Source organism: Streptomyces sp. HUAS 31, assembly GCF_028198125.1.
In the GTDB taxonomy this organism is placed as follows: domain Bacteria; phylum Actinomycetota; class Actinomycetes; order Streptomycetales; family Streptomycetaceae; genus Streptomyces; species Streptomyces chartreusis.
On the sequence record NZ_CP116353.1, the window covers coordinates 9613554 to 9638503 of the forward strand.

At 71.2% G+C, this 24950-nt stretch carries 20 protein-coding genes; 9 read left to right on the top strand and 11 right to left on the bottom strand.

The features are described from left to right. The first annotated feature begins 6 nt into the window (after positions 1 to 6). The 3 genes from PGH47_RS41710 to PGH47_RS41720 are packed head-to-tail and all read left to right on the top strand — an operon-like array spanning position 7 to position 4141. The gene (locus PGH47_RS41710) at positions 7 to 1182 is read left to right on the top strand and encodes a thiolase family protein (RefSeq protein ID WP_271667839.1); all 1176 of its coding nucleotides are present in this window, start codon (positions 7 to 9) and stop codon (positions 1180 to 1182) included. After that, the gene (locus tag PGH47_RS41715; RefSeq protein ID WP_271667840.1) at positions 1179 to 3227 is read left to right on the top strand and encodes an AMP-binding protein; all 2049 of its coding nucleotides are present in this window, start codon (positions 1179 to 1181) and stop codon (positions 3225 to 3227) included. The genes PGH47_RS41710 and PGH47_RS41715 overlap by 4 nt, the downstream gene beginning before the upstream one ends. A 35-nt stretch (positions 3228 to 3262) precedes the next feature. Then, positions 3263 to 4141, top strand: a complete 879-nt coding sequence (locus PGH47_RS41720; protein ID WP_271667841.1) for an MBL fold metallo-hydrolase — start codon at positions 3263 to 3265, stop codon at positions 4139 to 4141. Here PGH47_RS41720 and PGH47_RS41725 read toward each other — a convergent pair. Genes PGH47_RS41725 through PGH47_RS41765 form a run of 9 tightly spaced genes read right to left on the bottom strand, consistent with a single transcriptional unit; the run spans position 4080 to position 14616 of the window. Beyond that, positions 4080 to 4886: a thioesterase II family protein gene (locus PGH47_RS41725; RefSeq protein WP_271667842.1), complete on the bottom strand. Its 807-nt coding sequence runs from the start codon at positions 4884 to 4886 to the stop codon at positions 4080 to 4082. The two genes, PGH47_RS41720 and PGH47_RS41725, sit on opposite strands and share 62 nt — an antisense overlap. After that, positions 4883 to 5992, bottom strand: a complete 1110-nt coding sequence (locus PGH47_RS41730) for an alpha/beta fold hydrolase (RefSeq protein ID WP_271667843.1) — start codon at positions 5990 to 5992, stop codon at positions 4883 to 4885. Before PGH47_RS41730 ends, PGH47_RS41725 begins: the two co-directional genes overlap by 4 nt. Then, positions 5989 to 6240: a hypothetical protein gene (locus PGH47_RS41735; RefSeq protein ID WP_271667844.1), complete on the bottom strand. Its 252-nt coding sequence runs from the start codon at positions 6238 to 6240 to the stop codon at positions 5989 to 5991. The genes PGH47_RS41730 and PGH47_RS41735 overlap by 4 nt, the downstream gene beginning before the upstream one ends. Further along, on the bottom strand, positions 6237 to 6476 hold the full coding sequence (locus PGH47_RS41740; RefSeq protein WP_126897291.1) for a phosphopantetheine-binding protein: 240 nt from the start codon (positions 6474 to 6476) through the stop codon (positions 6237 to 6239). Before PGH47_RS41740 ends, PGH47_RS41735 begins: the two co-directional genes overlap by 4 nt. Next, positions 6473 to 8407, bottom strand: a complete 1935-nt coding sequence (locus PGH47_RS41745) for an HAD-IIIC family phosphatase (RefSeq protein ID WP_271667845.1) — start codon at positions 8405 to 8407, stop codon at positions 6473 to 6475. The genes PGH47_RS41740 and PGH47_RS41745 overlap by 4 nt, the downstream gene beginning before the upstream one ends. Then, positions 8404 to 9426 carry a 3-oxoacyl-ACP synthase III family protein gene (locus PGH47_RS41750; protein WP_271667846.1) on the bottom strand — a complete coding sequence of 341 codons (1023 nt, stop codon included), beginning with the start codon at positions 9424 to 9426 and terminating at the stop codon, positions 8404 to 8406. Before PGH47_RS41750 ends, PGH47_RS41745 begins: the two co-directional genes overlap by 4 nt. Continuing rightward, complete coding sequence (locus PGH47_RS41755) at positions 9426 to 12482, bottom strand: type I polyketide synthase (RefSeq protein WP_271667847.1); 3057 nt, start codon at positions 12480 to 12482, stop codon at positions 9426 to 9428. Before PGH47_RS41755 ends, PGH47_RS41750 begins: the two co-directional genes overlap by 1 nt. Beyond that, a complete protein-coding gene (locus PGH47_RS41760) occupies positions 12479 to 12811 on the bottom strand; it encodes an acyl carrier protein (protein ID WP_126897295.1) in 333 nt (110 codons plus the stop codon). Before PGH47_RS41760 ends, PGH47_RS41755 begins: the two co-directional genes overlap by 4 nt. Positions 12812 to 12846: 35 nt before the next feature. Next, positions 12847 to 14616 carry a fatty acyl-AMP ligase gene (locus tag PGH47_RS41765; RefSeq protein WP_271667848.1) on the bottom strand — a complete coding sequence of 590 codons (1770 nt, stop codon included), beginning with the start codon at positions 14614 to 14616 and terminating at the stop codon, positions 12847 to 12849. A gap of 513 nt (positions 14617 to 15129) precedes the next feature. On the opposite strand from PGH47_RS41765, the gene PGH47_RS41770 reads away from it, so the two are divergent. The 5 genes from PGH47_RS41770 (at position 15130) to PGH47_RS41790 (ending at position 20724) form a co-directional block, all read left to right on the top strand. After that, positions 15130 to 15711 (top strand): 4'-phosphopantetheinyl transferase family protein, encoded by a 582-nt coding sequence (locus PGH47_RS41770; protein ID WP_271667849.1) that lies wholly within the window; start codon positions 15130 to 15132, stop codon positions 15709 to 15711. A 355-nt stretch (positions 15712 to 16066) separates the two neighbouring features. Continuing rightward, a complete protein-coding gene (locus PGH47_RS41775; protein WP_271667850.1) occupies positions 16067 to 17674 on the top strand; it encodes a DHA2 family efflux MFS transporter permease subunit in 1608 nt (535 codons plus the stop codon). A gap of 6 nt (positions 17675 to 17680) precedes the next feature. Further along, positions 17681 to 18367, top strand: a complete 687-nt coding sequence (locus tag PGH47_RS41780) for a TetR/AcrR family transcriptional regulator (RefSeq protein WP_271667851.1) — start codon at positions 17681 to 17683, stop codon at positions 18365 to 18367. Then, positions 18364 to 19578: an alpha/beta hydrolase family protein gene (locus PGH47_RS41785; RefSeq protein WP_271667852.1), complete on the top strand. Its 1215-nt coding sequence runs from the start codon at positions 18364 to 18366 to the stop codon at positions 19576 to 19578. Before PGH47_RS41780 ends, PGH47_RS41785 begins: the two co-directional genes overlap by 4 nt. Positions 19579 to 19908: 330 nt before the next feature. Then, a complete protein-coding gene (locus PGH47_RS41790) occupies positions 19909 to 20724 on the top strand; it encodes an AfsR/SARP family transcriptional regulator (RefSeq protein ID WP_271667853.1) in 816 nt (271 codons plus the stop codon). A gap of 481 nt (positions 20725 to 21205) precedes the next feature. Here the strand turns inward: PGH47_RS41790 and PGH47_RS41795 are convergent, their stop codons facing one another. Together PGH47_RS41795 and PGH47_RS41800 are read right to left on the bottom strand one after the other, a co-directional pair. After that, entirely contained in the window at positions 21206 to 21502 is a 297-nt protein-coding gene (locus PGH47_RS41795; RefSeq protein ID WP_271668305.1) for a hypothetical protein, read from the bottom strand. Between the two features lie 95 nt (positions 21503 to 21597). Continuing rightward, positions 21598 to 24144 (bottom strand): SpoIIE family protein phosphatase, encoded by a 2547-nt coding sequence (locus PGH47_RS41800; protein WP_271667854.1) that lies wholly within the window; start codon positions 24142 to 24144, stop codon positions 21598 to 21600. Between the two features lie 142 nt (positions 24145 to 24286). Between PGH47_RS41800 and PGH47_RS43315 the strand changes: the two genes are divergently transcribed. Further along, positions 24287 to 24886, top strand: coding sequence for a CPBP family intramembrane glutamic endopeptidase (locus tag PGH47_RS43315; RefSeq protein ID WP_271667855.1), 600 nt, complete (start codon positions 24287 to 24289; stop codon positions 24884 to 24886). Positions 24887 to 24950 lie beyond the last annotated feature (64 nt).

Consider the following 24950-nt stretch of genomic DNA (forward strand, 5'->3'; position numbering starts at 1 on the left):
CCCCCGATGCCCGTAGACATCGCCGTCGTCCACGGGGTGCGTACCCCGATCGGCCGATACAAGGGCGCACTGAGCTCGACTCCCGCGCACCGGCTGGGCGCCCTCGTGATCCGCGAGGCGGTCGTCGGCGGTGGGCTGGACCTCGGCGCCGTGAGCGAGGTCGTCCTGGGCTGCGTGGGCCAGGTGGGCCCCGACGCGTTCAACGCCCGGCGTGCGTCCCTGGCCGCCGGGCTACCCGTGACGACCCCCGCGTACAACGTCAACAGGCTGTGCGGGTCCGGACTGCAGGCCGTCTGGTCGGCCGCCCAGAGCCTCACCCTCGGCGAGGCGGACGTCGTCGTGGCGGGCGGCAACGAGTCGATGACCCGTCAGCCGCTGCTCGACTACAGCGAACGGGCCCCCGACGAGGTGCCGGGAGAGCCGACCATGGACGGCACCGTTTCCCTGGTCACCGACCCCTTCGGGCGTTACCCCATGGGCATGACGGGCGAGGTGGTGGCGGACCGGTACGACATCTCGCGGCAGCGCCAGGACGGATGGGCCGCCGAGAGTCAGCGCCGGGCCGCCGTCGCCGTCCGCGAGGGACGTTTCGACGAGCAGATCGTGCCCGTGGCCACCCCGGGCGGCGTCGTGGAGCGGGACGAACATCCCCGGCCCGGCACGACGGTGGACAAGCTCGCCGGCCTGGCTCCCGTGTTCTCGCAGAACGGCACGATCACCGCCGGGAACTCCGCCGGCATCAACGACGGCGCTGCCGCCGTGCTGCTGATGCGCTCGGCCGATCTCACCCCCGGCACCGCACCGCTCTGCCGGCTGCGCGACGCGGTCGTCACCGCGCTGGAGCCGGAGATCATGGGCGTCGCCCCGGCCGAGGCGATCCGCAGCCTGCTGCATCGGAACGGCCTCACCCTGGACGCGATCGACGTGATCGAACTCAACGAGGCGTTCGCCGCCCAGGTCCTGGCCGTCATGGACGGACTCAAGCTCGATCCGGACCGCGTCAACCCGAACGGCGGGGCGATCGCCCTCGGCCATCCCATCGGCGCCACGGGAACCGTCCTGTTGCTCAAGGCGGCTCACGAACTGCGCCGCACGGGCTGCCGGTTGGCTGTGATCGCCCTGTGCATCGGCGGCGGCCAGGGAATCGCCGCACTGATCGAGAACCCGGACGGGACCCGATGAGCGAGTACGTCTGGCATCCCACGCCGGAGTTCACCGAACACGGCAACATCGCGGCCTTCTGCCGCAAGCACGGCATCGACGGCGGCTACCGCGAACTGCAGACCAGGTCCGTCACCCACCCCCAGTGGTTCTGGGAACGGGCCGCGGCGGACATCGGCATCGTCTGGCACACGCCGCCGACGCGCGTGTGCGACGACACCGGAGGCATCGCCTTCACCCGCTGGTTCCCGGGCGGACGCACCAACCTCGTGGACTCCTGTCTCCACCGCCATCTACGGCAGGGGCGCGGGCGGGCTCCCGCACTGCGCTGGGAGCGGGAGGACGGCACGAACGGGGTTCTGACGTACGACGACGTCGCCGCCCGCAGCGCCCGGGTGGCAGGCGGACTGCGCGCCCTCGGGGTCGTGGAGGGCGACCGGGTGGCCGGGTATCTGCCGGCCGGTCCCGAGGCCTTCGTCCTGCTCTTCGCCTGCGCGCGCATCGGCGCCGTGCTGGTGCCGCTGTTCTCCGGCTTCGGCACCGAGGCGATCGCCGTCCGGCTTGTCGACGCCGGGGCGAAAGTCCTGGTCACCGCGGCGGCCGCCACCCGGCACGGCCGCCGGTACGACATGGAGACGGTGGCCCGTACCGCACTGGAAAAGGCCACATGCGTACGTCATCTCGTCGTCGTTCCGGAAGAGCCGGGCGCCCCGCCGAATCCCTCCGGGCAGAGCCGCCGGAACGTGCCATCCGCACCCCTAGGGGCGGGCGCGACGCCCCGTGCGTCGAGGCCCTCCCGGGCGGGGGACGTGTCGCAGGACGAGCCGACCGCCTCGCCGGGGCCCGCGACGACGACCTGGCACAGCCTCTGCGGCGCCGAGCCCGCCGAGGCCGTCTCACTCCCGACCGGCACCCCCTTCCTCCTGCTGCACACGTCGGGCACCACCGGGCGCCCCAAGGGCGCGATGCACACCCACGGCGGCTTCCCGGTCCAGGTCGGCAGCGAGACCCGGTACAACCTCGACCTGCGGCCGGACGACGTGGCCTTCTGGGTCACCGACCCCGGCTGGATCATGTTCCCGCTCGTCGCCGTGGGCGCCACCCTCGCCGGCGCCTGCGTCCTGGCGTACCAGGGCGCGATCGACCATCCGGACGTCACCCGCCTGTGGCGGCTGCTCGACGACCACGGGGTCACCGTCTTCGGCAGCTCGCCCAGCCTGGCCCGCATGCTGATGGGCCGCGGCCCGAAGCATCCGGCGCCGTCCCGGTTGCGCGTCCTCGGCTCCACCGGCGAGCCGTGGACCGAGGAGGCGTGGCGCTGGTACTTCGCCGACTTCGGCGGCGAACGCTGCCCGGTGATCAACATCTGCGGCGGCACCGAGGTCGGCGGATCCCTGCTCGCGTCCGCGCCCACCCTGCCCCAGTCGCCGTGCAGCTTCTCGGGGCCCTGCCTGGGCATCGACGCGGCGATCGAGGACGACCAGGACACCGAGCCGCCCGAAGGACACGTCGGTGAACTGGTCGTGCGGCACTCCTGGCCCGGCATGACCCGGGGACTGTGGCGAGCGCGGGAACGCTTCGCCGACACCTACTTCGGCCGGAGGCCGGGCCGCTGGTCCCACGGCGACCTCGTCTCCCGGACCGGTGACGAGTGGTTCGTCCATGGCCGCCTCGACGACATCATCAAGGTGGCCGGCAAACGCCTCGGGCCCACCGAGGTCGAGGACGCCGTCGTCGGCGACCCGGCCGTCGCGGAGGCGGCCGCAGTCGGGATACCGCACCCCGTCAAGGGCGAGGCCCTGTGGTGCTTCGCGGTCCCGGCGGCCGGGCGGCCCATCGGCGCACCGGAAGCCGAGCGGATCCGCGGCCGGGTGGCGCACGCGCTCGGCCCCGCGTTCCGGCCCAGTCGGGTGGTCGCCGTACCGGTGCTGCCCAGGACCCGCAACGGCAAGGTGATGCGGCGGCTCATCCGCAGCCTCGTCACCGGCGAGGCGCTCGGTGACCTGTCCACCCTCGTCAACCCGGCCGGCCTCGACGCGATCCGTAACGCCCTGCAGGACCAGTGAAAGCGGGCAACCCGCCCACGGACCAAGGGAGTTCCATGCCGACGATCGACATCCTTTTGCCCGGCTTCGCCATCGACACCGACCAGGGCTATCCCGCTTTCTGCGGGGTGTTCCTGGTACGCGGCCCGGACGCCGCCGGACGGCACCGGAACATCCTCGTCGACGCCGCCCACGTCGGCCGCCGCCCCTTCCTGCGGAACGCGCTCGCCGCACACGGCCTCGACGCCGAGGACATCGACACCGTCGTCCTCACCCACGCCCACTGGGACCATGTCCAGAACATCGACCTGTTCCCGCAGGCCACCCTCGTCCTCCACCCCGACGAGCGCCGGTACGCGCACACCCCGCACGCCAACGACTGGGCCACGCCCGCCTGGACGGGGCTGCTCCTCGAACAACTCCCCGTCCGCGAGGTCACGGACGGGGAGGAGATCATCCCCGGCGTGGACGTCATTGGCCTGCCCGGCCACTCGCCCGGCAGCATCGGCGTGGTCGTGCAGACCGAGCGGGGGCGCGCCACCATCACCGGCGACGCCCTGCACTTCGCGTACGTCGCCCTCACCAAACGCAACCCCCTGGTCTTCTGGGACACCGACCAGGCCGCCCGCAGCATCGAACGGGTCCTTACCGTGTCCGACGTGGTCTACCCGGGCCACGACCGGCCTTTCCGGCTCACTTCGGACGCCGGCATCGACTACCTGGAACCCTTCGCGCTCACCCTGACCGGACTGCGGCCCGACACCGTTGGACTCTGCTTCGCCGACGCCTCGTCACGCCCGCTGTGGGTCATGCCGGGGGTCCAGGAGCAGGCCACGCTGTACGAGAAGAACGCCGACGAGATGCAACGACGCATCAACCGGGTGCCGAAGGTGGTGCGCCCGGTTCCGCGAGAAGCCGGGCCAGCGAAGGGCTGAGCCGGTCGAAGAACGGATCGGGTGCCTGACGCGGAAAGAAGTGACCGCCAGGGACGGTGGTCATGCGGAAGCTGTTCACGTACCTCCCCCAGGCCCGCACCGCGCCCGTGGTGACGAGCGGGTCGTCGACGCCCGCGAAAGCCTCGACGTGGATCGGCAGCCGGGCCCGTTCGTCGTCCGGGTCCCGCAGTCCCGCCCGGTGGTGGGTCGCGCAGACCCGCAGGTCGTCGCGGAGGATGGGCAGCAGCACCCGCAGCCAGTCGTCCCGTCCGAGGAACCGCGGACTCAGACCGCCCAAGTCCACCAGGAGCCGGGCCAGTTCGTGGTCGTCGTACCGGTCGGGCGGCGGCAGCGACGGCGCCACATACGGCGCCGCGTACGCCCCGAGGAACAGGGCCTCGGGAGGGCGGCCGCCCTCGCGCAGCCGGGCCGCCGTCAGCGCGAAGGCCACCAACGCGCCCATGCTGTGGCCGTAGGCGGCCCAGGGCCCCTCGTCGAGCCGAGGCGCGAGATCCCGCCCGAGGGCCTCGACGACCTCGCCCGCGTCCTGGAAGCGGGGCTCGCGATAGCGCGCCTCGCGGCCCGGCAACTGCACCGGCAGGACGTCGACGCCGAACGGAAGGCGACCGGGCCACGAGCTGAAGAACGAGGCGCCGCCGCCCGCGTGGTGGAAGCAGAACAGCCTGAGCCGGGCGCCCTCGCGGGGCGCCCGGCCGAGGCAGGACGCCGGAGCCGTAGTGGTCATGCGGGGGCTCCGTGCAATGTACGGGCGAGGCGGCGGCGTGCGCGCAGGACCCGGGCCCGGGCCGAGGCGGCCCGGCGGACGCCGCTCGCCGTGCCGGCCATGCGCAGCGCCTGCGACAGCAGCCACAGGCGGGTCTCGGCAGCCTGGTCGGGGCTGCCGCCGAGGGCGTCGTTCTCGACCAGGCGCAGGTGCGGCACGGTCTGCTCCAGCAACCGGACGTCGGACGGCGGCGCGACCTCGTCGTCGCGGCTCGCCGCGTACGCGACCGGGGTGCGCAGTCGGGTCAGCCGCTCCTCGTCGACGCCCCAGTCGGCGAGGGCGGCCGGGAGCCGGTCCACCGGCGTCCGCATCACATGGGACAGGGTCAGCGTCATCAGGCGGGGCAGCGGCGTGCGGTGCGCGGCGCGGGTGAAGAAGTCGCGCACCGGGGCCCCGGCGGTCACCAGTCCCCGGATGCGATCGTCCTCCAGCGCGTGTCGCAGGGCGAGATGCCCGCCGAAGCTCAGGCCCACGACACAGGTACGGGAAGCGTCGGCGGCACGGCCGAGCAGGTCGAGGAGATACGTGAGCATGCGCGTGCTGTCCGATCCGTAGGTGAGGGTGTTCTCGCCGACGCCTGGCAGTTCCGTGACCACGACGGCCGCGCCGAGCCGGTCGGCTCCGGCCAGCACCGGGGCCCACTGCTCCTTCGTACCGGTGACGCCGCCCAGAACGAGGATGAGCGGGAGGCTGCTGCGCTGGGACAGCCCGGCGGCCCAGCAGGCGAAGCCCGCCCCGTCGAAGGGCAGATCGAGCCGGGAGATGCCGCGGACGCGTTTGCGCCAGCGGTCGAAGGCCTCCACAGCGGCGCTCTGTGCTGCTTGCCGGCTCGGTCCGTCGACGTACGGGAAGCGGGCCATCGTGTAGTAGCGAACCGCGTCCAGATCGCGGCCGCGTGCCTCGGCCGCCTTCGCGAGCGACGACCACTGGTGGGTCCAGACGCCGGGGCCTTCGCCCTTGGCGTCCTCCTTGAGGTTCCGCATCACCCGGTGGACGACATCTCCGGGGATGCCCTGGGCGTACGCGTGGGGAAGGGCGAACCTCCACAACTCGGCTACGGGGATCACCGGGCCGTTCCTTTCTCTTCGGGGACACGTGCCTCTTCCGGGACACGCGCCGGGATCTCGGACGCGCCACCGGTCCCCGGCCCGTTCCCACCGCCGGTGACGAGGCGGGCGAGGCCAGCCCGCATCCGCCTGCCAAAGCCGGGGGACAGGACGACGTCCAGCTGGGTGTCCAGGAACAGGGCGCGGAAGTGCAGGCAGGCCTCGGGTTCGGCGGCTACGAGTGCCGGACCTGCCTGGGGCGTGGTCACCGGCCCGCCACCACTTCGTACATCTGCCGGAAGGTCCTCGTCTCCAGCATGTCGACCACTGGGATGCGTCGGCCGACGGCGTTCTCCACGACGGTCACCAGCCGCAGCAGCAGCACCGAGTCCCAGTCGGGGAAGTCGTCCAGGGGGCGGTCGAGGTCCTCGGCCCGGACCTGCAGGCCGAGTTCCTCCTCCAGGAGAGTGCGGAACTCTTCGGTGTCGGCGAGGGCAGTGGTCATGCGGAGTCTCCGTCGAACGGCCCGAACGCGGCTTGCAGCCGCAGATGGGCGGGGGCAGGGGTGATGTCGCCAAGGTCGTGCCGAAAGGTGACCGCGTCGGGGTGCTCCGGATCGGTGCCGGTGACGGCGAAGCCGTGCTCTGCGTAGAAGGAGGCGAACGCGGCGTTGCGGGGTGTGGGCCGATAACGGCCCGTCACGGCGCCCGCGCCGGTGTCACGGGCGAACTCCAGCACCGCCGTCACACAGGCGCTCTCGATGCCCCGGGAGAACACCCGGCAGCTGAGGACGAAGTTGTCGATGCACAGCACCTCTGCGTCGCGCCGCAGGAACAGGGCGCCGACCAGGCCGTGGTCGCCGAACCGATCGCGCGCCCGCACCGCGATCACGTGCAGCCCCGGGCGCTCCATCCGCGCCGACACCTGCGGGACCTGCAGGCGTTCGGTGACCAGGTGGAACTGGTTGGTGCGCAGCGTGAGCTGGGAGACCCGGGCGATCTCCGACTCGTCCGGCGGGCGCAGGAGGACCTCCAGCCCGAGTCCTTCGAGATAGTCCCGGTAGGAACCGAAGTCCTCGCGGAATTCCTGCCGCAGGGCCTCGGTGCGGTAGCGGCCGGCCCGTTCCAGGTCGGCCTCGGTGAGCTCGAACAGGTCGAACCAGCCGTCGGCCAGCAGCGCCGAGGGGTGCAGGGCGGGCTCCTCGTCGACCCGGACGACGGCGACCTCGGGCAGCTGCTCGGCAACCAGCCCGCACTCGAAGAGGCTGTCGTCGACGAAGACGAAGCTGTCCAGGCCGAGCCCGAGCCGGTCGGCGATGTCGCGGAGATTGTCGTGCTTCGCCTTCCAGTTGGCGTTGACGCGGACGAAGTCGTCCTCGCGCAGCACCATGGCCGGATGGGTGCGCAGTGTCTCGCGCACCGCGTCGGTGTCGTTCTTGCTGCTGACCGCCAGCAGCACGCCCTGCGCGCCGAGTTGCCCGAGCACCCGCTGGAACTCCTGGAAGGCCTCGCCCCGCAGACCGGAGCCGAGGTCGACGCCACCGGGCCCGTCCTCGCCGAGCACCCCTCCCCACAGCGTGCCGTCCAGGTCCAGCACCAGACACTTGCGGGTGCGGCCCAGGCGCGCGCGGACGACGTGGGCGGCCTCCCGGGCGTAGGCGGCGAGCAGCGCATCGGACAGCCGGGCGCGGGCGTACTGCGCGCTGCGTGGATCGCACGCGGGAACGCCCTCGGCCACCAGCGGATCGAGGTCCACGACGACCACCCCGGGGTGCAACTCGGCGAGGGACAGCAGACCGAGGTTGAAGTCCCGCCACACCGCGCCGAGCCGGGCGCGGGAGCGCAGGTCGACCAGCTGGTGGGTGTAACGGCGGTGCAGTGGCACGGTATTCAGGACGAGCAGGCCACGCCCGGCCTTCTGGTGGGTGCGCACGGCCCCGGCGACGAGCGAGAGCCGGGCCCGTGCCGCTGCCTCGACGTCCTTGACCCGCCAGGGCACGGTGACGTCGTCGAAGACCGTGTGCGCGTCGAGCAGACACAGCGTGAGCTGCGGCTGCTCCTCTCCGGCCGTCGCGGGTCGCATCAGGTCCTGCAAATAGGAACCGTACGGCGCGACTTTCGCCTCCAACAGCATCCCGTGCCGGGCCAGTTCGGCGGTGAGGGGGGCCAGAAGGGGGGCTACCGTGGAGTGGCCTGTGACGGTGACCGTGACCACCGGGACGTCGGCGTGGCGGCATACCTCCTTCGCATCGAGCCGGGCCAGCAGCTGGCCCGCGGCCGACAGGTCGGTCGCGGGCATGCGTGCCAGCAGGGTCCGTACCCGTCCGTACTCCGTGGCGAGCGTGCCCGCCCGATGCAGGGCGCGCAGGGTGCCGAGAGCCTGGGGGTCGTGCCAGGTGCCAGAGGCGCCGTGGGTGCGGTTCCCGGTCTCGGTCATGAACGCTCCAGTGCGATACCCGACTTGATCCACTTGCTGGACTCGATGGCCACCGCGACCGCGCGCCCGGGGCCGTCCCACTGCCGCAGCAGCTCGGCGAGCTGGAGGAACGGCAGGGCGTTGCCGTTGTTCCCGACGGTGCGCACCACGTTGATACGCCGGGCTTCCGGGGCGGGCATGCCCGCGGAGATGCGGTCGCTCATCCGGCCGGAGAGCTGTGGGGGCAGCAGGAAGTCCACTGCGTCGGCGCTCCAGCCGAGGTCGTCCAGGAGCTCCCAGAACATCTGCCCGGCCATGACCGGCACCGCCTCCTCGATCGCCTTGTAGTCCTCGAAGACAGCGGTGCGGTCGCTGTGCCGGTCGCCGAGCCCGAACCAGTCGATGACCTGGCCGGGCTCCCGGCCCAGGCCCACCAGCCGGTTGAGTACCTGCCGGATCTCGATGCCCTGGCCCCTGGCCTCGGTGCTGAGCACGGCCGCGCCGGCCCCGTCGCCGAAGAGCACGTAGTTGACGAGTTCGGCGGAGGTGCGGCTGCCAGGGTCGAAGTCCGTCTGAAGATGCTTGGCACACACGTCACCGCCGATCACCAGCGCGGTGGTGCAGCGTCCGGCCAGCAGCAGGGTGCGGGCCACGTCCAGAGCCTGCACGGCTCCGGCGCAACCGGACTGGAGCTGGTACGTGGGGACGTTGTCGACGCCGAGCCGGTCCGCGACCAGGTTCACCGTGGCGGGCATCAGATGGTCCGGGGTGGCCGTGCCCAGGACGACGCAGTCGACGTCACCCGGCTCCAGGCCGGCCTCCGCCAGCGCCCGGTCGGCCGCGGTCGTCGCGATGTCGGCCAGGCTGTGCCGTATCTGGCCGGTCGCCAGGTCGACGGCGAAGTACCGGCTGATGTTGCCGGTGAACATCTCGGCCCATGTCTCGTCGACGCCGACGAGTTTGGCCAGGGTCGCGTTGTCCACCGGGTCCCCGGGCAGGCAGGTGCCGACCGAGGCCAGGTACGCGGTGGGAGGTGCCATCAACGTGTTCCTTCCATAGTCATGGGAAGGGGGGTGGCGGAGCCGTGGGGGAGTTGGTTGCGCAGGTACGCGACCAGGTCGGCCACCGTGCGCAGGCTGGCGAGCAGATCCTCGATCGGGAGCGACCCGAGTTGCGGCAGTGCGTCCTCGATTCGGGTCTTCAGCTCCATCACCCGGATCGAGTCGAAGCCAAGGTCCTCGTGGAGCCGGTCGTGGTCGTGCACGTGCTGCAGGTCGTGCCCGCCGACCCGGCACACGAGACGGCGTGTCAGCACGGCGAGGGAGTCCGGTAGGTCCCCCGCCGGGGCCGGGGGGCACGATTCCCCGCGGTCCGCGCCACTCGGTTCCGGGGCGGTGTCCGCGCCAGGGGGGACGGATGGCGTGGACGGTTCCGGAAGTCCGGGTGCGGCACCGGAGCGCCAGGACCGGAACGACTCGTCGAACAGGTACGGCGGCAGTCGGCGCGGCACCCGGTCCTCCGCGTCGTACAGCAGGTCCCAGTCCGGCGTGAGACCGGCGCACCACAGCTCCCCGAACAGCTCCTGGGGGCGGTGCCAGGGAGCGTGCTCTCCCGGGTGCGCGGCGTGCAGGCTCACTGCATGGCCCCCGTCCGCCCGCAACGTCGACAGCAGCGGGGTGAGCACCGCGCGCGGGCCGATCTCCACCACATGGGTGACACTGGTGGCGAGGAGCGCGCCCGCGGCCTCGGCGAACCGTACCGGCTCGGTGATCTGCCGCGCCCAGTAGGCGGCGTCCATGGTCTCCTCGCCGCTCAACTCACGGCCGTACACCGTCGAGAACACCGGGAGCGCAGGGCGCCGGTCGGACACGTCCGCGCACTCCCGGCGGAACTCCTCGACCACGGGCCGCATCAGCGGCGAGTGGAAGGCATGCGAGACGGTGAGCCGCCGGACGGACACCTTGCGCTCGGCCAACTCCCTCTCCACCGCGGCCAGTTCGTCGAGGTCCCCGGCGATCACGGTGCTGCGCCGGCCGTTGACCGCGGCCACCCCCAGCCGCGCCCACCCCACCAGCAGCGGTTCCAACTCCATGGCGCCCAGGCTCACCGAGAGCATCCCGCCGTCCTTGGGCAGCTTCTCCATCAGCGCCCCGCGCCGGGCGACCAGCCGCGCCGCGTCCGCCACGTCCAGCGCCCCGGCCGCGCACGCGGCGGCGAACTCGCCGATGCTGTGCCCGATCACGTACGACGGCCTGATCCCGGCCTCGGTCAGGGTGGCGGCCATCGCGTACTCGACGGCGAACAGCGCGGGCTGAGCCAGCCGCGCGCGCTGGACCTCCGCGTCTGCGTCGAGCACCTGGTCGCGCACGGACACGCCGGTGTGCGGGGCGAGCAGCGTGTCGATCTCGTCGAGGTGGCGCGCGTAGGCGGGGCACGACCGGTACCAGGACGCAGTCATACGAGCGTGCTGGGCGCCCTGCCCCGTGAAGGCGAACGCCACCGACGGCACCCCGCGCCGCCCGCCGTCCACCCGCGCGGTCCCCTCGGCGCGCTCCGCGGCCTTCCGCAACCCGGCGACCAGCGTGGGCAGATCGCCCGCTGCCACGGCCGCGCGGTGCCGCAGCCGGGACTTGACGCGGTTGCTGGTCCAGCACAGCTGCGCCAGCTGGCTCCCGGGACGGCGGGACAGGACGTCGGCCTGCGCCAGCAGATTCGCGCGCAGCCGCTCCGGGGTGCGGGCGGAGAGGGTGAACACGCCCGGTGCCGCGTGCCGGCTGCGGTGGACCGCGCGGGGCGCGGAGCCCAGCACCGCGTGCGCGTTGCTGCCGCCCATGCCGAAACTGCTCACCGCGGCGTGCACGGTGCCGGACGGCAGCTTGAGCGGCGACCTCAGCAGGGACAGCCGGCGCCCGGACAGATCCAGTTTCGGGTTCTCGTCGTCGGCGAACCGACTCGGCGGCACCGTGCGGTGGTGCAGTGCGAGGACTGCCTTGATGAGCCCGGCGATCCCGGCCGCGCCCTCCGCGTGCCCGAAATTGCTCTTGACCGAGCCCAGCGCGACGCTTCCGCCGCCGCGGCCACTGGTCAGCTCGCCGAGCGCCTGGGCCTCGATGAAGTCGCCCAGCAGCGTCCCGGTGCCGTGCGCCTCCACGAAGCGGATGTCATCGGCGGTGACGCCGGCCCGCCGCCACACGGACTCGATCAGCCGCTGCTGCGCCCAGCGGTTGGGCGCCGTGATGCCGTTGCTGCGCCCGTCCTGGTTGATCCCGGTCTCCTTCAGCACGGCGTACACCGGCTGACGGTCCGCCAGGGCGTCGCTCAGTCTGCGCAGTACCAGCACCGCGACGCCCTCGGCCCGTCCGATCCCGTCGGCGGAGGCGCTGAACGGCTTGCAGCGGCCGTCCGGTGCCGAGAGGCCGGCCTGGGCGTAGAAGATGTTGATGACCGGCGTCATGATCAGGTTGGTGCCGGCCGCGAGGGCGTGGTCGCACTCTTTGGCACGCAGCGCGTTCACCGCGAGGTGGACGGCGACGAGTGAGGAGGAGCAGGCCGTGTCCACCGCCAGGCTGGGGCCGTTGAGGTCGAGATGGTACGACACGCGGTTCGCGCCCATGAAGTAGCCGTTGCCCGAGCCGTAACGAGCGGTGATCCGGTCGTAATCGGCGAGTTGCAGGAACGCCCACTCGTTGGCCATCACGCCGACGAACACGCCGGTCTCGGTGCCGGCCAGGTCCTGCGGAGCGAGCGCGGCGTCCTCGATGGCCCGCCACGAGCACTGCAGCAGCAGCCGTTGCTGCGGGTCCATGGCGCTGGCCTCGCGCGGGGCGATCCCGAAGAAGCCGGGGTCGAAGGCATCGGGGTCGGCGATGAAGCCGCCGCGCACCGAGTTGCTGCGGCCCCGCGGCCGGGCCTCGCGGGTGCTCTGCGGGGCGGCCGACGGATTGGCGTAGTAGCGGTCGGCGTCCCAGCGCTGTTCGGGCACGCGGTCCGTGCCGTCGCGTCCGTCCATGAGGAGCGACCAGTACTCCTGGGCGTTGCGGGCGCCGGGGAAGCGGCAGTCGAGGCCGACGACCGCGATGGGTTCGCGTTCGGTCATGAGGGCTCCTCGTCGTGCTTCGCCTTGTCGGCCAGGCGCTCGGCGAGGTGACCGGTGATCGCGTGGACGGTCGGGAAGTCGTACGCGATGGTGGGGGCGACCGCGAGCCGGTAGTGCTGTTCGATCTCGCCGCAGATGCTGATGGCCGCGACCGAGTCGATGCCGTAGTCGGCGAGCGGGGTGTCGGGGTCGATCTCGTCGCACGCCCGGTGCAGGTGGAAGGCCACCCGTTCGGTCAGCCACAGCTCGAGGTCGTGGGTGTTCCCATGCGGCAAGGGACGGTCCAGGGGTTGGGGGGTGGCGGTACGCGTGTCGGGGGCGATGCTCATGGCGTACTTCTCTCTCGGGATCTCGGACGCGGATCTCAGGGGCGGGGAGACACGGCGGCGGTGGGCGCGGGTGCCGCGTCCGTTGCGGGCAGCAGGGCGAGGACCGCGGGTGCCAGGCGCTGGTGCAGCACGGGCAGGCCGCCGTCGAGGAAGAGCCGCCGCATGAGCGTGCGCTGCGTCTTGCCGCTGGTGGTCTTGCGGATCACCCCGGGCCGTACGAGCACCACGCTCACCGCGGGCAGCTGGAACTGGCGGCTGAGCAGCGCCTGCACGGAGGCGGCGAGGCGGGCCGGGGCCTCCTCGTCGCTGGTCGCCCAGGCCCTGAGCTCCTGCACCACGACCACATGGGCGCGTTCGGACGCCTCGTCGGTGACGCTGAACACCGCGCCGCCGCCACGCCGGAACGCGTCCCCGGACTCCTGAACGGCCTGCTCGATGTCCTGCGGGTAGAGATTGCGGCCGTGCTGGATGAGCATCTCCTTGATCCGCCCGGTGACATAGAGCTCCCCGTCGCGCAGCGCCCCGAGGTCGCCGGTGCGCAAGCAGCCGGCCCGGCCGTCCGCCGTCACCGCCCGGAAGGTGTCGGCGGTGAGCTCCCTCCGGTTCCAGTAGCCGGCGGCCACCGACGGTCCGCGCAGCCAGATCTCGCCGACCTGCCCGCCGGGCAGCACCCGCAGGGTCATCGGGTCCACGATCAGCACTTCGGTGTCCGTCGGGCGGCCGCAGCTGACCAGGGTGCGGCTTGGGCGGTCGGTGCGGGCGGGACGCAGCTCGTCCTGCTCCAGGGCCTGGGCGTCGACGGTGAGTTCCAGGTGCGGCGACTCGGGGGCGTTGCCGGAGACCAGCAGCGTGTTCTCGGCCAGGCCGTAGCAGGGCAGTACGGCTTCGGCGCGCAGTCCGTTGCCGGCGAAGCGCCGGACGAAGGCGCGCAGGGTGTCGGCGCGCACCGGCTCGGCCCCGTTGAGCGCCACCCGCAGGCTGGACAGGTCCAGCCCCGCCGACTGCTCCTCGGAGACGCGCCGGACGCACAGCTCGTAGCCGAAGTTGGGCGAGGCGGTGCCCTCCACCCGGTAGTCGTGGATCATGCGTAGCCAGCGCCCCGGCTGTTTGATGAACGAGATCGGTGACATCTGCACACTGGTGCCTCCCACCCACAGCGGCTGCAGCGTCATGCCGATGAGCCCCATGTCGTGGTAGAGCGGCAGCCAGCTGCCCGCCACGACACCCTGCGGCGTCTTCATGGCGGAACGGATGGCCTCCTGGTTGGCGGCGAGATTGGCGTGCGTGACCATCACGCCCTTGGGCTCGCTGGTGGAGCCGGAGCTGTACTGGAGGAAAGCCACGTCGGTGCCGTGTACCCGGGGCGGGGTCCACAGGTCGGGATCGGTGCCGTCGTCCTCGTCGGCGCCGGTTGACAGGCACACCACGTCCTGCTCCCCCGAGGCGGCCAGCCAGGCACTGATGGCCTGCCGGTACTGGGGGAGGGTCAGGACCGCTCCCACCTTGGCGTCCCGCAGGATGCCGCTGACCCTGGCCAGCCGTTCGCCGGGCTCGTCGGGCAGTGGAGCCGGAATGGCCGTGCGGCCGGCGTAGAAGCAGCCCAGGAAGGCGGTGACGAAGTCCAGGGTCGGCGGGTAGAGCAGCAGGACCGGGCGAGAAGGGTCACCCTTGGACGCTTGGCGCAGCCGGGCGGCCACGACACGGGCCCGCAGGTCCAGTTCGGCGTAACTGAGTTCCTCGGGCCTCATCCCCAGGCCGTCCTCGTGCAGGTACACGAAGGCGGCACGGTCGGGATGGCGTTCCACGCCGGCTCGTACGGCGTCCGTCAACGTTCGGGGGTCAGGCTGGTGAGGCACAGGCTGTCCTTTCCGCGGTTGGTACTGGTGCGGTGTGGAACCTTGGGGAGGCACCGCGTGCCACCCGGTGACATCAGCCTTGAGGTGTCGTGAAAAGGAGATGTAAAGCGAAAATTGGTGCGCACGTCACGGGTTTGGGGTCTTCGGGGCGGTCGTTGTCCGAGCGGATGCAACGGTGGGTGCGCGAACTGGCACAGTCAGTGCTGGCACGCAGTGCCTACGGAGATGGCGAAGGGGACGGTGATGGTGGATTCGGACGCGGCATTCGAGGGGGCGGCCCCCCGGGGCTCGTCACCTGATGGGGGGCCGCTTTCCGGAGGTTCCCCAACTGACGGCAGACCGCTCCCTGTCGGCCCTGTGCCTGCGGTGGGCTGGCGCGCGGTCCACGAGGCGGTGCTGCGGTACGGATACGCGGTCTGTCACGGCCGGCCGGACGACTGGGGAAGCGGAGGGGAGACGGCCGTGCGTGAGGTGCTCGGCCCGGACTGGCCGCGCTACCGGACGGCGCGCGAATCCCTCGTACGGGCAAGGCTTCTGGGCTCCCGGTTGCTCCTGCGCCACGCCGTGGCCGTCGTGGCGGACACCGCACCGGACCGAGTGGTCGTGGGCCGTGACGGCCACGGGCGGCCGGTCCTGCACCGGCCCGCCGGACTGGATGTGAGCATCAGCCACACGGCCGGGATGCTGGTGGTCGGGGTCGCCCGCGGCCGCCGGATCGGAGTGGACGTCGAGGCCTCGGACCGCCCCCTGCTGGCACCCGGACTCGCCGAGAAGTTCTGCCACCCGGAAGAACTGGCGGAACTGTGCGGGCTGCCGCTGGCCGAGCGGAACCTGAGGCTGGTACGCCTGTGGACGCTGAAGGAGGCCTACACGAAAGCACTCGGCGTCGGTCTGGCGCACGACTTCTCCCGTCTGCGCCCCCAGCCCGAACCGCGGGACGGCGGCTGGCGGTTGGACGGAACGGCAGGAGGCTGGCACCTGCGCTGCGAACAAGTCGCGGGCGGCTTTGTGGTCGCCAGCGCGCTGGGCCCGGAAGGCGGGTAGGCCGACTGCGCGCCTCACCATACGACGCTCCTTCGACAACGGTCCGGGATCGAAAGGCGGTGGCCGACTGTCAGGGTGCCCGGTCCGCACGGCGGTTGTTCGGCCGCGCGCCGGGATCGGACGGGCGGTAGCTCGCCCATTGCCCGGATGATGGGCTGGTTGCTCGGCAGGGCGCCGGGACAGGACGGTCCGTGACGGCTCGTGGAAGTGCGTCCCAGCGGGGAGCCGGCAATCGAGTCAACGTTGTTTCGATACACCGTTGACTCGATTGCCCGCCAGGTCTAGCGTCGACAACACACGGCAGTAGAACGGCACTCGGCTCACGCACCCCTCTCCCTTTCGAGGAGCGGAATCCGTGACATCTCAGCCCCGCCTCAAGCTCGCCGAGCACACCCCGCAGGCCGCGCACCCGCACCGGTGGCGCGTCCTCGCGGTCCTGCTGGTGAGTCTTCTCCTCGTCGTCCTGGACACGTCGATCCTGAACGTGGCCCTGAAGACACTCGCCGAGCCGGCACCCGTCGGCCTCGGGGCCAGGCAGAGCGAGCTGCAGTGGTCGATCGACTCCTACACCCTCGTCTTCGCCGCCCTGCTCTTCACCACTGGTGTCCTCGCCGACCGCTGCGGCCGCAAACGCACACTGCTCGCCGGACTCGTCGTCTTCGGCGGCTGTTCCCTGTGGTCCGCCTACGCCGACAGTGCCGACGAACTGATCATCGCCCGGGCCGGGCTGGGCGTCGGCGGCGCCCTCGTACTGCCCGCCACCCTCGCGATCATCATGGCCGTCTTCCCGCCCGCCGAACGCGCCAAGGCCATCGGCGTCTGGGCGGGCGCCGCCGGACTCGCCGTCGCGCTGGGGCCCATCACCGGCGGTGCCCTGCTCGAACGGTTCTGGTGGGGCGCGGTGTTCCTGATCAACCTGCCCATCGTCGTGATCGGCGCCGTCGCCACCCTGTTCGTCGTACCCGAGTCCCGCGATCCCGAGCGCACCGGCTTCGACCCCCTCGGCGTCGTCCTCTCCGTGGCCGGCCTGACCGTCCTGGTGTACGGCGTGATCAAGGGCGGCGAGTCGAACGACTGGGCGGACGCCACGGTCTGGGGGCCGATGCTCGGCGGCCTCGCCGTCCTGGCTCTCTTCACTCTCTGGGAACGCCGCAGCGCGCGTCCCGCGCTGGACCTCGCCCTCTTCCAAAACCGCCGCTTCTCCGCCGCCGTGACCGTGATCGCCCTGGTCTTCTTCGCCCTGCTCGGCGCCACCTTCTTCCTGGTCTTCTACCTGCAGAGCGTCCGTGGTTGGACCCCGCTGGAGGCCGGCTGCCTGCTGCTGCCCCTGGCCGTGGCCCAGTTGGCGTTCTCGCCGCCGGCCACGCTCGCCGCCAAGCGCGTGGGGGTCCGGCCGGTGTGTGCCGGCGGCATGCTGCTCGCCTCGCTCGCCTTCCTCGCCGTGGCCACCATTGACGAACACACCGAGGTCTGGGTCATCGAGTCCGTCCTCTTCGTCATGGGCATCGGCATCTCCTGCGTCATGCCCCCCGCGACATCCGCCGCGATGTCCGCCGTACCCCGGGACCGCGCGGGAACCGGAGCGGCGGTCAGCACCACCTTCCGACAAGTGGGCGGAGCCCTCGGCGTCGCGGTCCTCGGCTCGGTGCTCTCCGTCGCCTACCGCTCCCGGGTCGAGAACCACCTGACGGCGCTGCCCGCCCCCGTCCGCGACACGGCGGGGGAGTCCGTCGCGGCCACCCTCACCGTCGCGGAGAAGCTGGGGGCGCCCGGCTCCGCGCTCGCGGCCCGCGCCGTCGACGCGTTCGTGTCCGCGATGCACCTCACGGCCCTCGTCGCCGCCGGCGTCACCTTCCTCGGCGCCCTCGTCTGCCTGCTGCTCCTGCCTTCCCGTACGGCAGCCGGGACGCCCGGCGCCGAAGAGCCGACCGCCAACAAAGAGGTCCACACCACGGAGGTCTAAAACCGCATGCCGCCACACGTCGAACGTTCGGCGGCTGCCCCGGGACACACTCCCCGGGGCGGCCGCCAGCGCGACCCCGCCGCCGACCGGGCGATCCTGGACAGCACGCTCGGCCTGCTCAGCGAGGGATGCAGCTTCGGCGACCTGTCCATGGACCTGGTCGCCCAACGCGCCGGCGTCGCCCGGGCCACCATCTACCGCCGCTGGCGCAACAAGGAGGAGCTGGTGCTGGCCGCGCTGAGCACCCTCGATCTCCCCGTGCCGCCGCTGGAAGGACTCGGCCTGCGGGACCAGCTGGTGGCCCTGGTGGACCAGCTGCGCCACCGCGGCCAGGACACCAACCTGCACCGCCTGATCGGCAGCCTGCTCGGGGAGGCGGTGCGTCGCCCGCAACTGGTCGAGAGGTTCGAGGACACCGTCGTCGCCGCACGACGCGAAGCCATGCTGCGGGCGCTGCGGGACGGCGTCGCCAGCGGTGAGCTGCGCGCCGACCTCGACCTGAACGACGCCGTCGAACTGCTCACCGGCCCGATGGCCGCTCGGCTGATTCTTCGTCAACGCCCCGTGGAATCAGTGTCGTTCGCCGAGTCGATCGTCGACACGTTTCTGAACGGAACCCGCACCACCCGTGCCGGGACAGGCCGCGGCACGGCACCGGATCACCTCCCACCACCACAGGAGCCGCTGTCATGAAGTTCCTCTTCGACGACCCCGCCTTCGACTACCAGGCGCTGCGCACCGCCGGTTACGCCGATTACGGCGGTGCGCAGCTCGGTGAGGTCGTCGCAGTCGCCGCACACATCCCCGACGGCGACACCGAAGCCTGGCGGCACGCGTGGGCCACTCTCGCCGAACGCGTCCACGGGTTGGGCACCGCAGCCCGTGACGAGGGCCGCACCTTCGACGCCCGTTCTGCCTTGCTGCGGGCGCACAACTACTACCGGACCGCCGAGTTCTTCCAGCGCGACCAACCACGGGACCCGGAGGCCCTGCGACTGATGCGGCTTTCGCGGGAGACCTTCGCCAACGCGGCCGAACTCATGGACCGACCGCCCGAGCTCGTCCGCATCCCCTACGAGGACACCTCACTGCCCGCCTACTTCTACCGGGCGGATGACTCGGGCGAGCCCAGGCCGACCATCATCCACCACGGCGGGCTCGACTCCACCGTCGAGGAGGGCTACTTCTTCGTGGCGGCGGCGGCCCTCGCCCGTGGGTACCACTGTCTCTGTTTCGAGGGGCCCGGGCAGGGGTCGGTCCTGCGCGAGCAGGGGCTGGTCTTCCGCCCCGACTGGGAGAAGGTGGTCACGCCGGTCGTGGACCACGCACTGGCCCTGCCCGGCGTGGACCCCGACCGTCTGACGCTGATGGGCACCAGCCTCGGCGGCCTGCTCGCGGTGCGGGCTGCGGCGTTCGAGCACCGGCTGGCCGGCTGCGTCGCCCATGACGCGGTCTGGCAGCTGGGCGATGTCGTGGGGCTGCCGCCGTTTGTCCTGGAGTGGGTCGAGCAGGGATGCGACGACTTCGCCGACCCGGTGATGTGGGGGATCGCCGCCCGGCAGACCTTCACCCGCTGGCTGCTGCGGCAGGCGCTGTGGACCTTCGGCGCCGACACCCCGTCGCAACTGCTGCGCACGCTGGCCGCGTTCGGTCTGTCGGAGGTGATCGGCCAAGTGCGCAGCCCCGTGCTCGTCCTCGACGCGGAGGAGGACTTGTTCTTCGCCGGTCTGGAGCACGCGAAGAAGGTGTACGCAGGGCTCAACTCGCCCAAGACGTTGCATGTGTTCACGGCCGACGAGGGGGGTGGGGCGCACTGCCACTCGGGTGCGATGCGGCTGTTCCACGAGCGGCTCTTCTCCTGGCTGCTGGAAACACTCAGGGCGGAGCAGCTGGCTGCGGCCTGACCGGGGGCCGCCTGACCGGCGGCGCAGACTCGAGCATGCTCTCGGCCCGGACAGCCCGGCCCGCTCACCGGCGGGCCGGGCTCTTGGCTGAATGTCGTTCGGTCACCCGGTAGGTGGCGGTCGTATTTCTCCGGCCGCCCGTATCCGCGCCTTCAGATTTTCATTCTCCTTAATGGCTGTGTAACGGAAAGCACTGGCAACGTGCAACGGCCTCGCATATGCTGCACGGCACAGCGGTAAAACTGCTGTCCATATGTGGCCCCATGCCTGGGGTCCAGCGGGGGAACCGGAATCTTAATTGAATGCGTTACGCGCATTCGGGGGGTTGTCGTGTCCGTGCCCTGTTTACAGGCCGACCTTGCGCTCCGCTACGAGCTGCTGGGGCGGCTGCGGGTCACTCGCGGCGGAGTCGACCTGACGCCCGAGCAGCCCAAGCTCACCAAACTGCTCGCCCTGTTGCTGATCAGGGCGGGCAAGACCGTACCGGGGGAGAAGCTGGTGGCGGAACTCTGGGAGCAGGGTCCGCCGCGCTGCGCCTTCGCGAGTCTGCGCGTGTACGTCTCACAGTTGCGGAAAATCCTGAACGGACCGACAGGAACGTCTCCGATCGTTACGACATCGCCGGGATACATCCTCGATGTGAGCGGCGCCACAACCGATTTCCAAGAATTTCAAGTGCTCTACACTCGTGGTCGAGAACGATACGGTGCGGCCGATTTTCTGCATGCCTCCGAACTTCTCCGCAGGGCTTCGTCGCTGTGGCGGGGGCCTATTCTGGAGGGAATTCAAGGGTCGTTGGACATTGAATCGTTCGCGGCCGTGCACGAGGAAAAGCGGCTGAATTGCATCGAGCTGAGCATCGACTCCACGCTGGCACTCGGTTGCCATCACGAGGTGATCGAGGACCTGAAGGGCCTCCTCGTCAGGCATCCGCTGCGGGAGCCCTTCTACCGCCAGTTGATGGTCGCCCTCTACCGGGCCGGCCGTCAGGGGGACGCGCTGAAGACGTACCGCAGCGCCCGCCGGATGATCAGAGAAGAGCTCGGCGTCGAGCCGGGACCCACCCTGCGCCTCGCCCACGAGGCCATACTCCGGGCGGATCCGGCACGCTTGGAGGCCGCCGGCGTCATCCCCGCCGTCCGCTGAAATGCGTGGCTGCGCACCCGTGCGTGCTTTAGACGTCGTTTGCAGTCGCTTAACTGCCCACGGATAGCGTGCAGTTGACCCCCGCACCAGCGGGGGGAGCTGGGATGCCGTGCTCGGCCGTGTACGAGCCGGCACCGGCCACGGTGCCGCGACCGTGGCCCTGGTGCTGGTCTCGGAAGTCCTTCGAACCCACTCCGTGCAGTCCGCCATTGCCCCCGTTCTCTTCCTTGATCACGTCACGCCCTCACCCGAACGCGTGTCTCGCCACCCACCGCGCCGACGCCCGCTCCGCGGTACTGCTGGAGGACAAGCCCGGTGCTGTGGCTTTTCGGAAGTTCACCTCGGATGCGTCTGGCCCACCAACCGGCAAGTCCACGGTTGATGTCGTCCCGGACCTCTACCAGGGCGACGCGAGCCGCACGGCCGGACCGTACGGACTCGGCCAGCGTGTGCCGACGTTCCTCGTGGCGCAGCATCGGCGTCAGGACGGGGCCCCCGGGGCGGTGTACCGCAGCAGGGCGCCCACGCCCTCGTACAGCCTCAGCTCGCTCTCCGGTACGCCGACCAGCTCGGCACCGGTGCCGACCCGGACGAGGGCCTCGTCGACGCGCACCTCGCGCGGGGCCCGCACGCCGAAGGACATCAGCTCCGCCCCGGTCAGGGCGAGCTGAGTGGGCTGGGAGCCCGCCCAGAGCAGACCGTAGACGAGTTCAGCCGATCCTTCTACGGCCGTTCGGCCAGTGAGGGGTGCCCCATTCTCCATCACTACGGCTGCCAACAGGGACAGTGCCAGGACCTGAGACCCGTCGGGTTACCGAGGGGCGTACCGGCAGATCTGCGGCCGGGGACAGCGACGCCGGAGAGCCTGCTGCCTCACGGCGACGGGGCGGAGCCGGTATGTGCGGAGGCTGCCTTTCTCGTCGTCTGCGGTGGCGGGGCGTACTCGGTGAGCAGGAGGGCGATGTCGTCCGCCCTGTCGGCGGACCGGCGGGCGTCCCGCAGCAGCGCGTCGGCTAGATCCTCCAGGCGGCCCCCGCCCATGCGGGCCAGTGTCGCCCGGAGCCGGTCGACGTCGGAATCGATGTCCGAGTCACGCCTTTCGATCAGTCCGTCCGTGTACAGGGCCAGGACCGACCCGGGGACGAGGCGCAGCTCCGACTCCGGAAATTGTGCCGCTGTGTCGATGCCGAGCAGAGGGCCGCCGGGCACATCCAAGACTTCGGCCCGGCCGTCGGGCAGGCGCAGCAAGGGCGGGGGGTGGCCGGCACGGACGATGCGCACGACCCCTGAGCGAGGATGGAGGCGGGCGTAGCAGCAACTTGCGAGTAGCGCCGGGTCGAGATCCATGTGGAGCCGGTTGGTGTTGGCGACGACGTCGCTCGGCCGGTGGCCGGCGGTCGCGAAGGCCCGCACCGCGCTGCGCAGCTGGCCCATGGCGGCCGCGGCGGCGACGTTGTGCCCCTCGACGTCCCCGACGATCAGCGCGACCTCGTCGGCGGTGGGGATGACGTCGTACCAGTCGCCACCGATGTCCATCCCTCTGGTGCCCGGAAGATAGCGCCCGGTGACATCGAGGCCCGGCAGTGTGGGCAGCCGATGCGGCAGCAGCGCGTTCTGCAGGCCGCGGGCGAGGGCGAATTCGGCGTCGTAGAGCCTGGCGCGTTCCAGGGCCTGGGCGATCAGGCCGCCCAGCGCGGTGAGAACTCCGCGCTCCTCCTCGGGAAATCGGTGAACGTCGTCGAAGCCGAGCAGGCAGACGCCGACCGGGCGGTTCGAGGCGATCAAGGGCAGGAACGCCCAGGAATTGGACTGACTGACCATGATCCCGGGGTAGGTCCCGAGAAGCTCCTCACGGGACTCGACGAACAGCGGGGTCCCGGAGGTCAGCGCGTCGGTCACGGGCAGCCGGGCATGCAGCGGAGTGCCTTCGAACCGGGCGAGAAAGCGCTTCGAGTAGCCGCGCTGATCGAGCAGGCGCAGGCGCCGCCCCTCCACCACGGCGATCGCCAGCTTCTGGCCGCCGAAAGCGGGCAGCAGCTGCTCGGCGACGGCCTCGAACACCTCGTGCGCGGTAACCGCCTCGGTGAGCGCGCTGCCCAGTGTGAGCACCCGATAGAGGGAGCCCACGCGGGGGGCCGCGGGCGGAGGCGACCAGGAGCCGGGCGGTCTCCCTGCCGTGAGGGTCGCACCGGGTCCGGTGTCGGCCGGTACGGGCTGTCGCGCCGGTGCCGCCCACCCCGTCACGCCCTGAGCGCCCGGGTGGAGGGAGAAGACCAGCCAGTTGTCCGGTGGGCGGCGGACCAGGAAAGAGACCGGTTGCTGGGAGACCAGTGCGGCCCGGTAGCGGTCCTCGTACACGGGGTCGGCCAGCCAGGGCAGGACGTCCCAGGGACGTCGGCCGAGCAGTTCGCCCTGGCGCACGCCCAGCAGATTCTCCAGGCTGTGGTTGGCGTAGGCGAGGCGTCCGTCGGGTGAGAGCGCGAAGAAGCCGTCCGCGAGCCGCTCGATCGCCGCCACGGCGGCCATGCGGCTCCCGGAATCGAGCACGGCGCCCACCAGATGGGCCGAGGTCTCAAGGTCGTCAGGGTTATCTGGTACCCGACCCCACAGCTCGACGGTGTGGTGGCCTCCGCGGCCGTCCCGGATGCGCAGGCAGTACGTCAGTACGTGGCGTTCCTGGACGGCGTCACGAGCGGCGGATCGGAAGCCGGGCAGATCCGCGGGCTCGATCATGGCCGCCAGCGTGGCAGCCCGTCCGTCGAACTCGCGGGGCGGCACTCCGAAAATCGCGCACAGCTCGTCGTCGGCCGTGAGGGCTCCGGTGCCGAGATTCCAGTCGAACAGGCCCACCCGGATCACCGGTGGGGATGGCAGCGGCACCACTACCGGAGCCGTTCGCTCGTCGTACTCACCGAGCGCGCCGCGGGCCCGCAGTCCGGCGAGGGTGCTGCCCAGCCGGTCGGCGGCGGAGCGCAGCTTCCGGCGCTGCGCCCTCGACAGTCCTGTCCCGTCCGGCCTGGCCGTCCACACCACGGCCATGGCCCCGAAGGTCCGGTTGCCCGCCCGTACGGGGACGGATGCAGAGCCGAACGGGTAGGGCAGGGCGACCGAGAGCTGCGGAAAGCGCCGCATCGTCTCCTCCGCGCCGGCCAGATGGACCATGCGCCCGGAACGGTACGCCTCCGCCACTGGCAGACCGCTGTTCACCGGGATCCGACGCCATCCGCTGAGCAGGGAGAGCGGCGACCCGCACGACGCGGCCACTACGAGCGAGCGGCGGTCGCCGGCGAGCAGAAACACGCTACCGGTATGCGCTCCGGTCAGCTCCACGGCGCCGACGATGGCACTGACCAGCGCGTCGTCGCGCTCGGGCGCTTCGCCGACACTTGCGGCGCCGAACGGGTACAAGTTCGATGCCACACCGTTGGCCGACACGTTACCCTCGATCATCGATGGATATTTGTTCCATTTTAGGACGTTCTATAGCTCCCCGTGGGCAGGTGCCGGGCCGGGAAGGCCGTCCAGCACCCACGGACCGAGCGGCAAGTGCCCACGTTTCCCCATGGCCGGAAGCAACTCGCCACGGGCGGGCGTTGGCGGGGTGGAGGTCGATGCCGAGGCGGGCCCCGTGGTCGATGGCGGTGGTGCGGTAGTCGGCGTCTACCCAGGCCTTCGTGATGTGCGGGTGGGCGGCGGCGATGCGGGACAGCAGGGTCACGCTGCAGCCAGCGTGCTGCCGACGGCCATGATTCTCGCTGCCGACCTGCCCGGCCTGCTCATCCAGATGGTCACGACCGGTCTGGCCGAAGAACCGGGCTGGCGTGGGTTCGCGATGCGACGCCTGCAAAGCCGCTACGGCCTCCTGTCCGCCACCCTCGTCGTCGGCGTCCTGTGGGGAGCCTGGCACCTGCCGCTCTTCCTCACCGATTGGGGCGGCGGGCCGCACGTGGCGTGGAGCGTGCCGGTTGAGTTTGTCGCCACGGCGCTCCTCTTCAACGCCGTGATGACCTGGGTCTTCAACAAGTCCGGCGAAAGCATGCCGCTGGTCATGCTGCTCCATTGCGGCGTCAACAACTTCTCCATCGCCTGGTCCGACCTGTCCCCTCCCTCTCCCGTACAGACGCAACTCACGCCTTTCTGCTCGCCCTGGCGGGAGTGCTGATCGTGCTCGCAGCCACCCGCGGCTACACCGATGTCCACCCGCTGCTGGCCGCCCGATGAGGGCG

Coding starts and splice junctions, on each gene's coding strand:
- PGH47_RS41760 (WP_126897295.1), bottom strand. CDS start 12,811: ATGAGCATCGCCCCCGACACGCGTACCGCCACCCCCCAACCCCTGGAC.
- PGH47_RS41720 (WP_271667841.1), top strand. CDS start 3,263: ATGCCGACGATCGACATCCTTTTGCCCGGCTTCGCCATCGACACCGAC.
- PGH47_RS41745 (WP_271667845.1), bottom strand. CDS start 8,407: ATGACCGAGACCGGGAACCGCACCCACGGCGCCTCTGGCACCTGGCAC.
- PGH47_RS43315 (WP_271667855.1), top strand. CDS start 24,287: ATGGCCGGAAGCAACTCGCCACGGGCGGGCGTTGGCGGGGTGGAGGTC.
- PGH47_RS41715 (WP_271667840.1), top strand. CDS start 1,179: ATGAGCGAGTACGTCTGGCATCCCACGCCGGAGTTCACCGAACACGGC.
- PGH47_RS41780 (WP_271667851.1), top strand. CDS start 17,681: ATGCCGCCACACGTCGAACGTTCGGCGGCTGCCCCGGGACACACTCCC.
- PGH47_RS41725 (WP_271667842.1), bottom strand. CDS start 4,886: ATGACCACTACGGCTCCGGCGTCCTGCCTCGGCCGGGCGCCCCGCGAG.
- PGH47_RS41750 (WP_271667846.1), bottom strand. CDS start 9,426: ATGGCACCTCCCACCGCGTACCTGGCCTCGGTCGGCACCTGCCTGCCC.
- PGH47_RS41755 (WP_271667847.1), bottom strand. CDS start 12,482: ATGACCGAACGCGAACCCATCGCGGTCGTCGGCCTCGACTGCCGCTTC.
- PGH47_RS41740 (WP_126897291.1), bottom strand. CDS start 6,476: ATGACCACTGCCCTCGCCGACACCGAAGAGTTCCGCACTCTCCTGGAG.
- PGH47_RS41785 (WP_271667852.1), top strand. CDS start 18,364: ATGAAGTTCCTCTTCGACGACCCCGCCTTCGACTACCAGGCGCTGCGC.
- PGH47_RS41710 (WP_271667839.1), top strand. CDS start 7: ATGCCCGTAGACATCGCCGTCGTCCACGGGGTGCGTACCCCGATCGGC.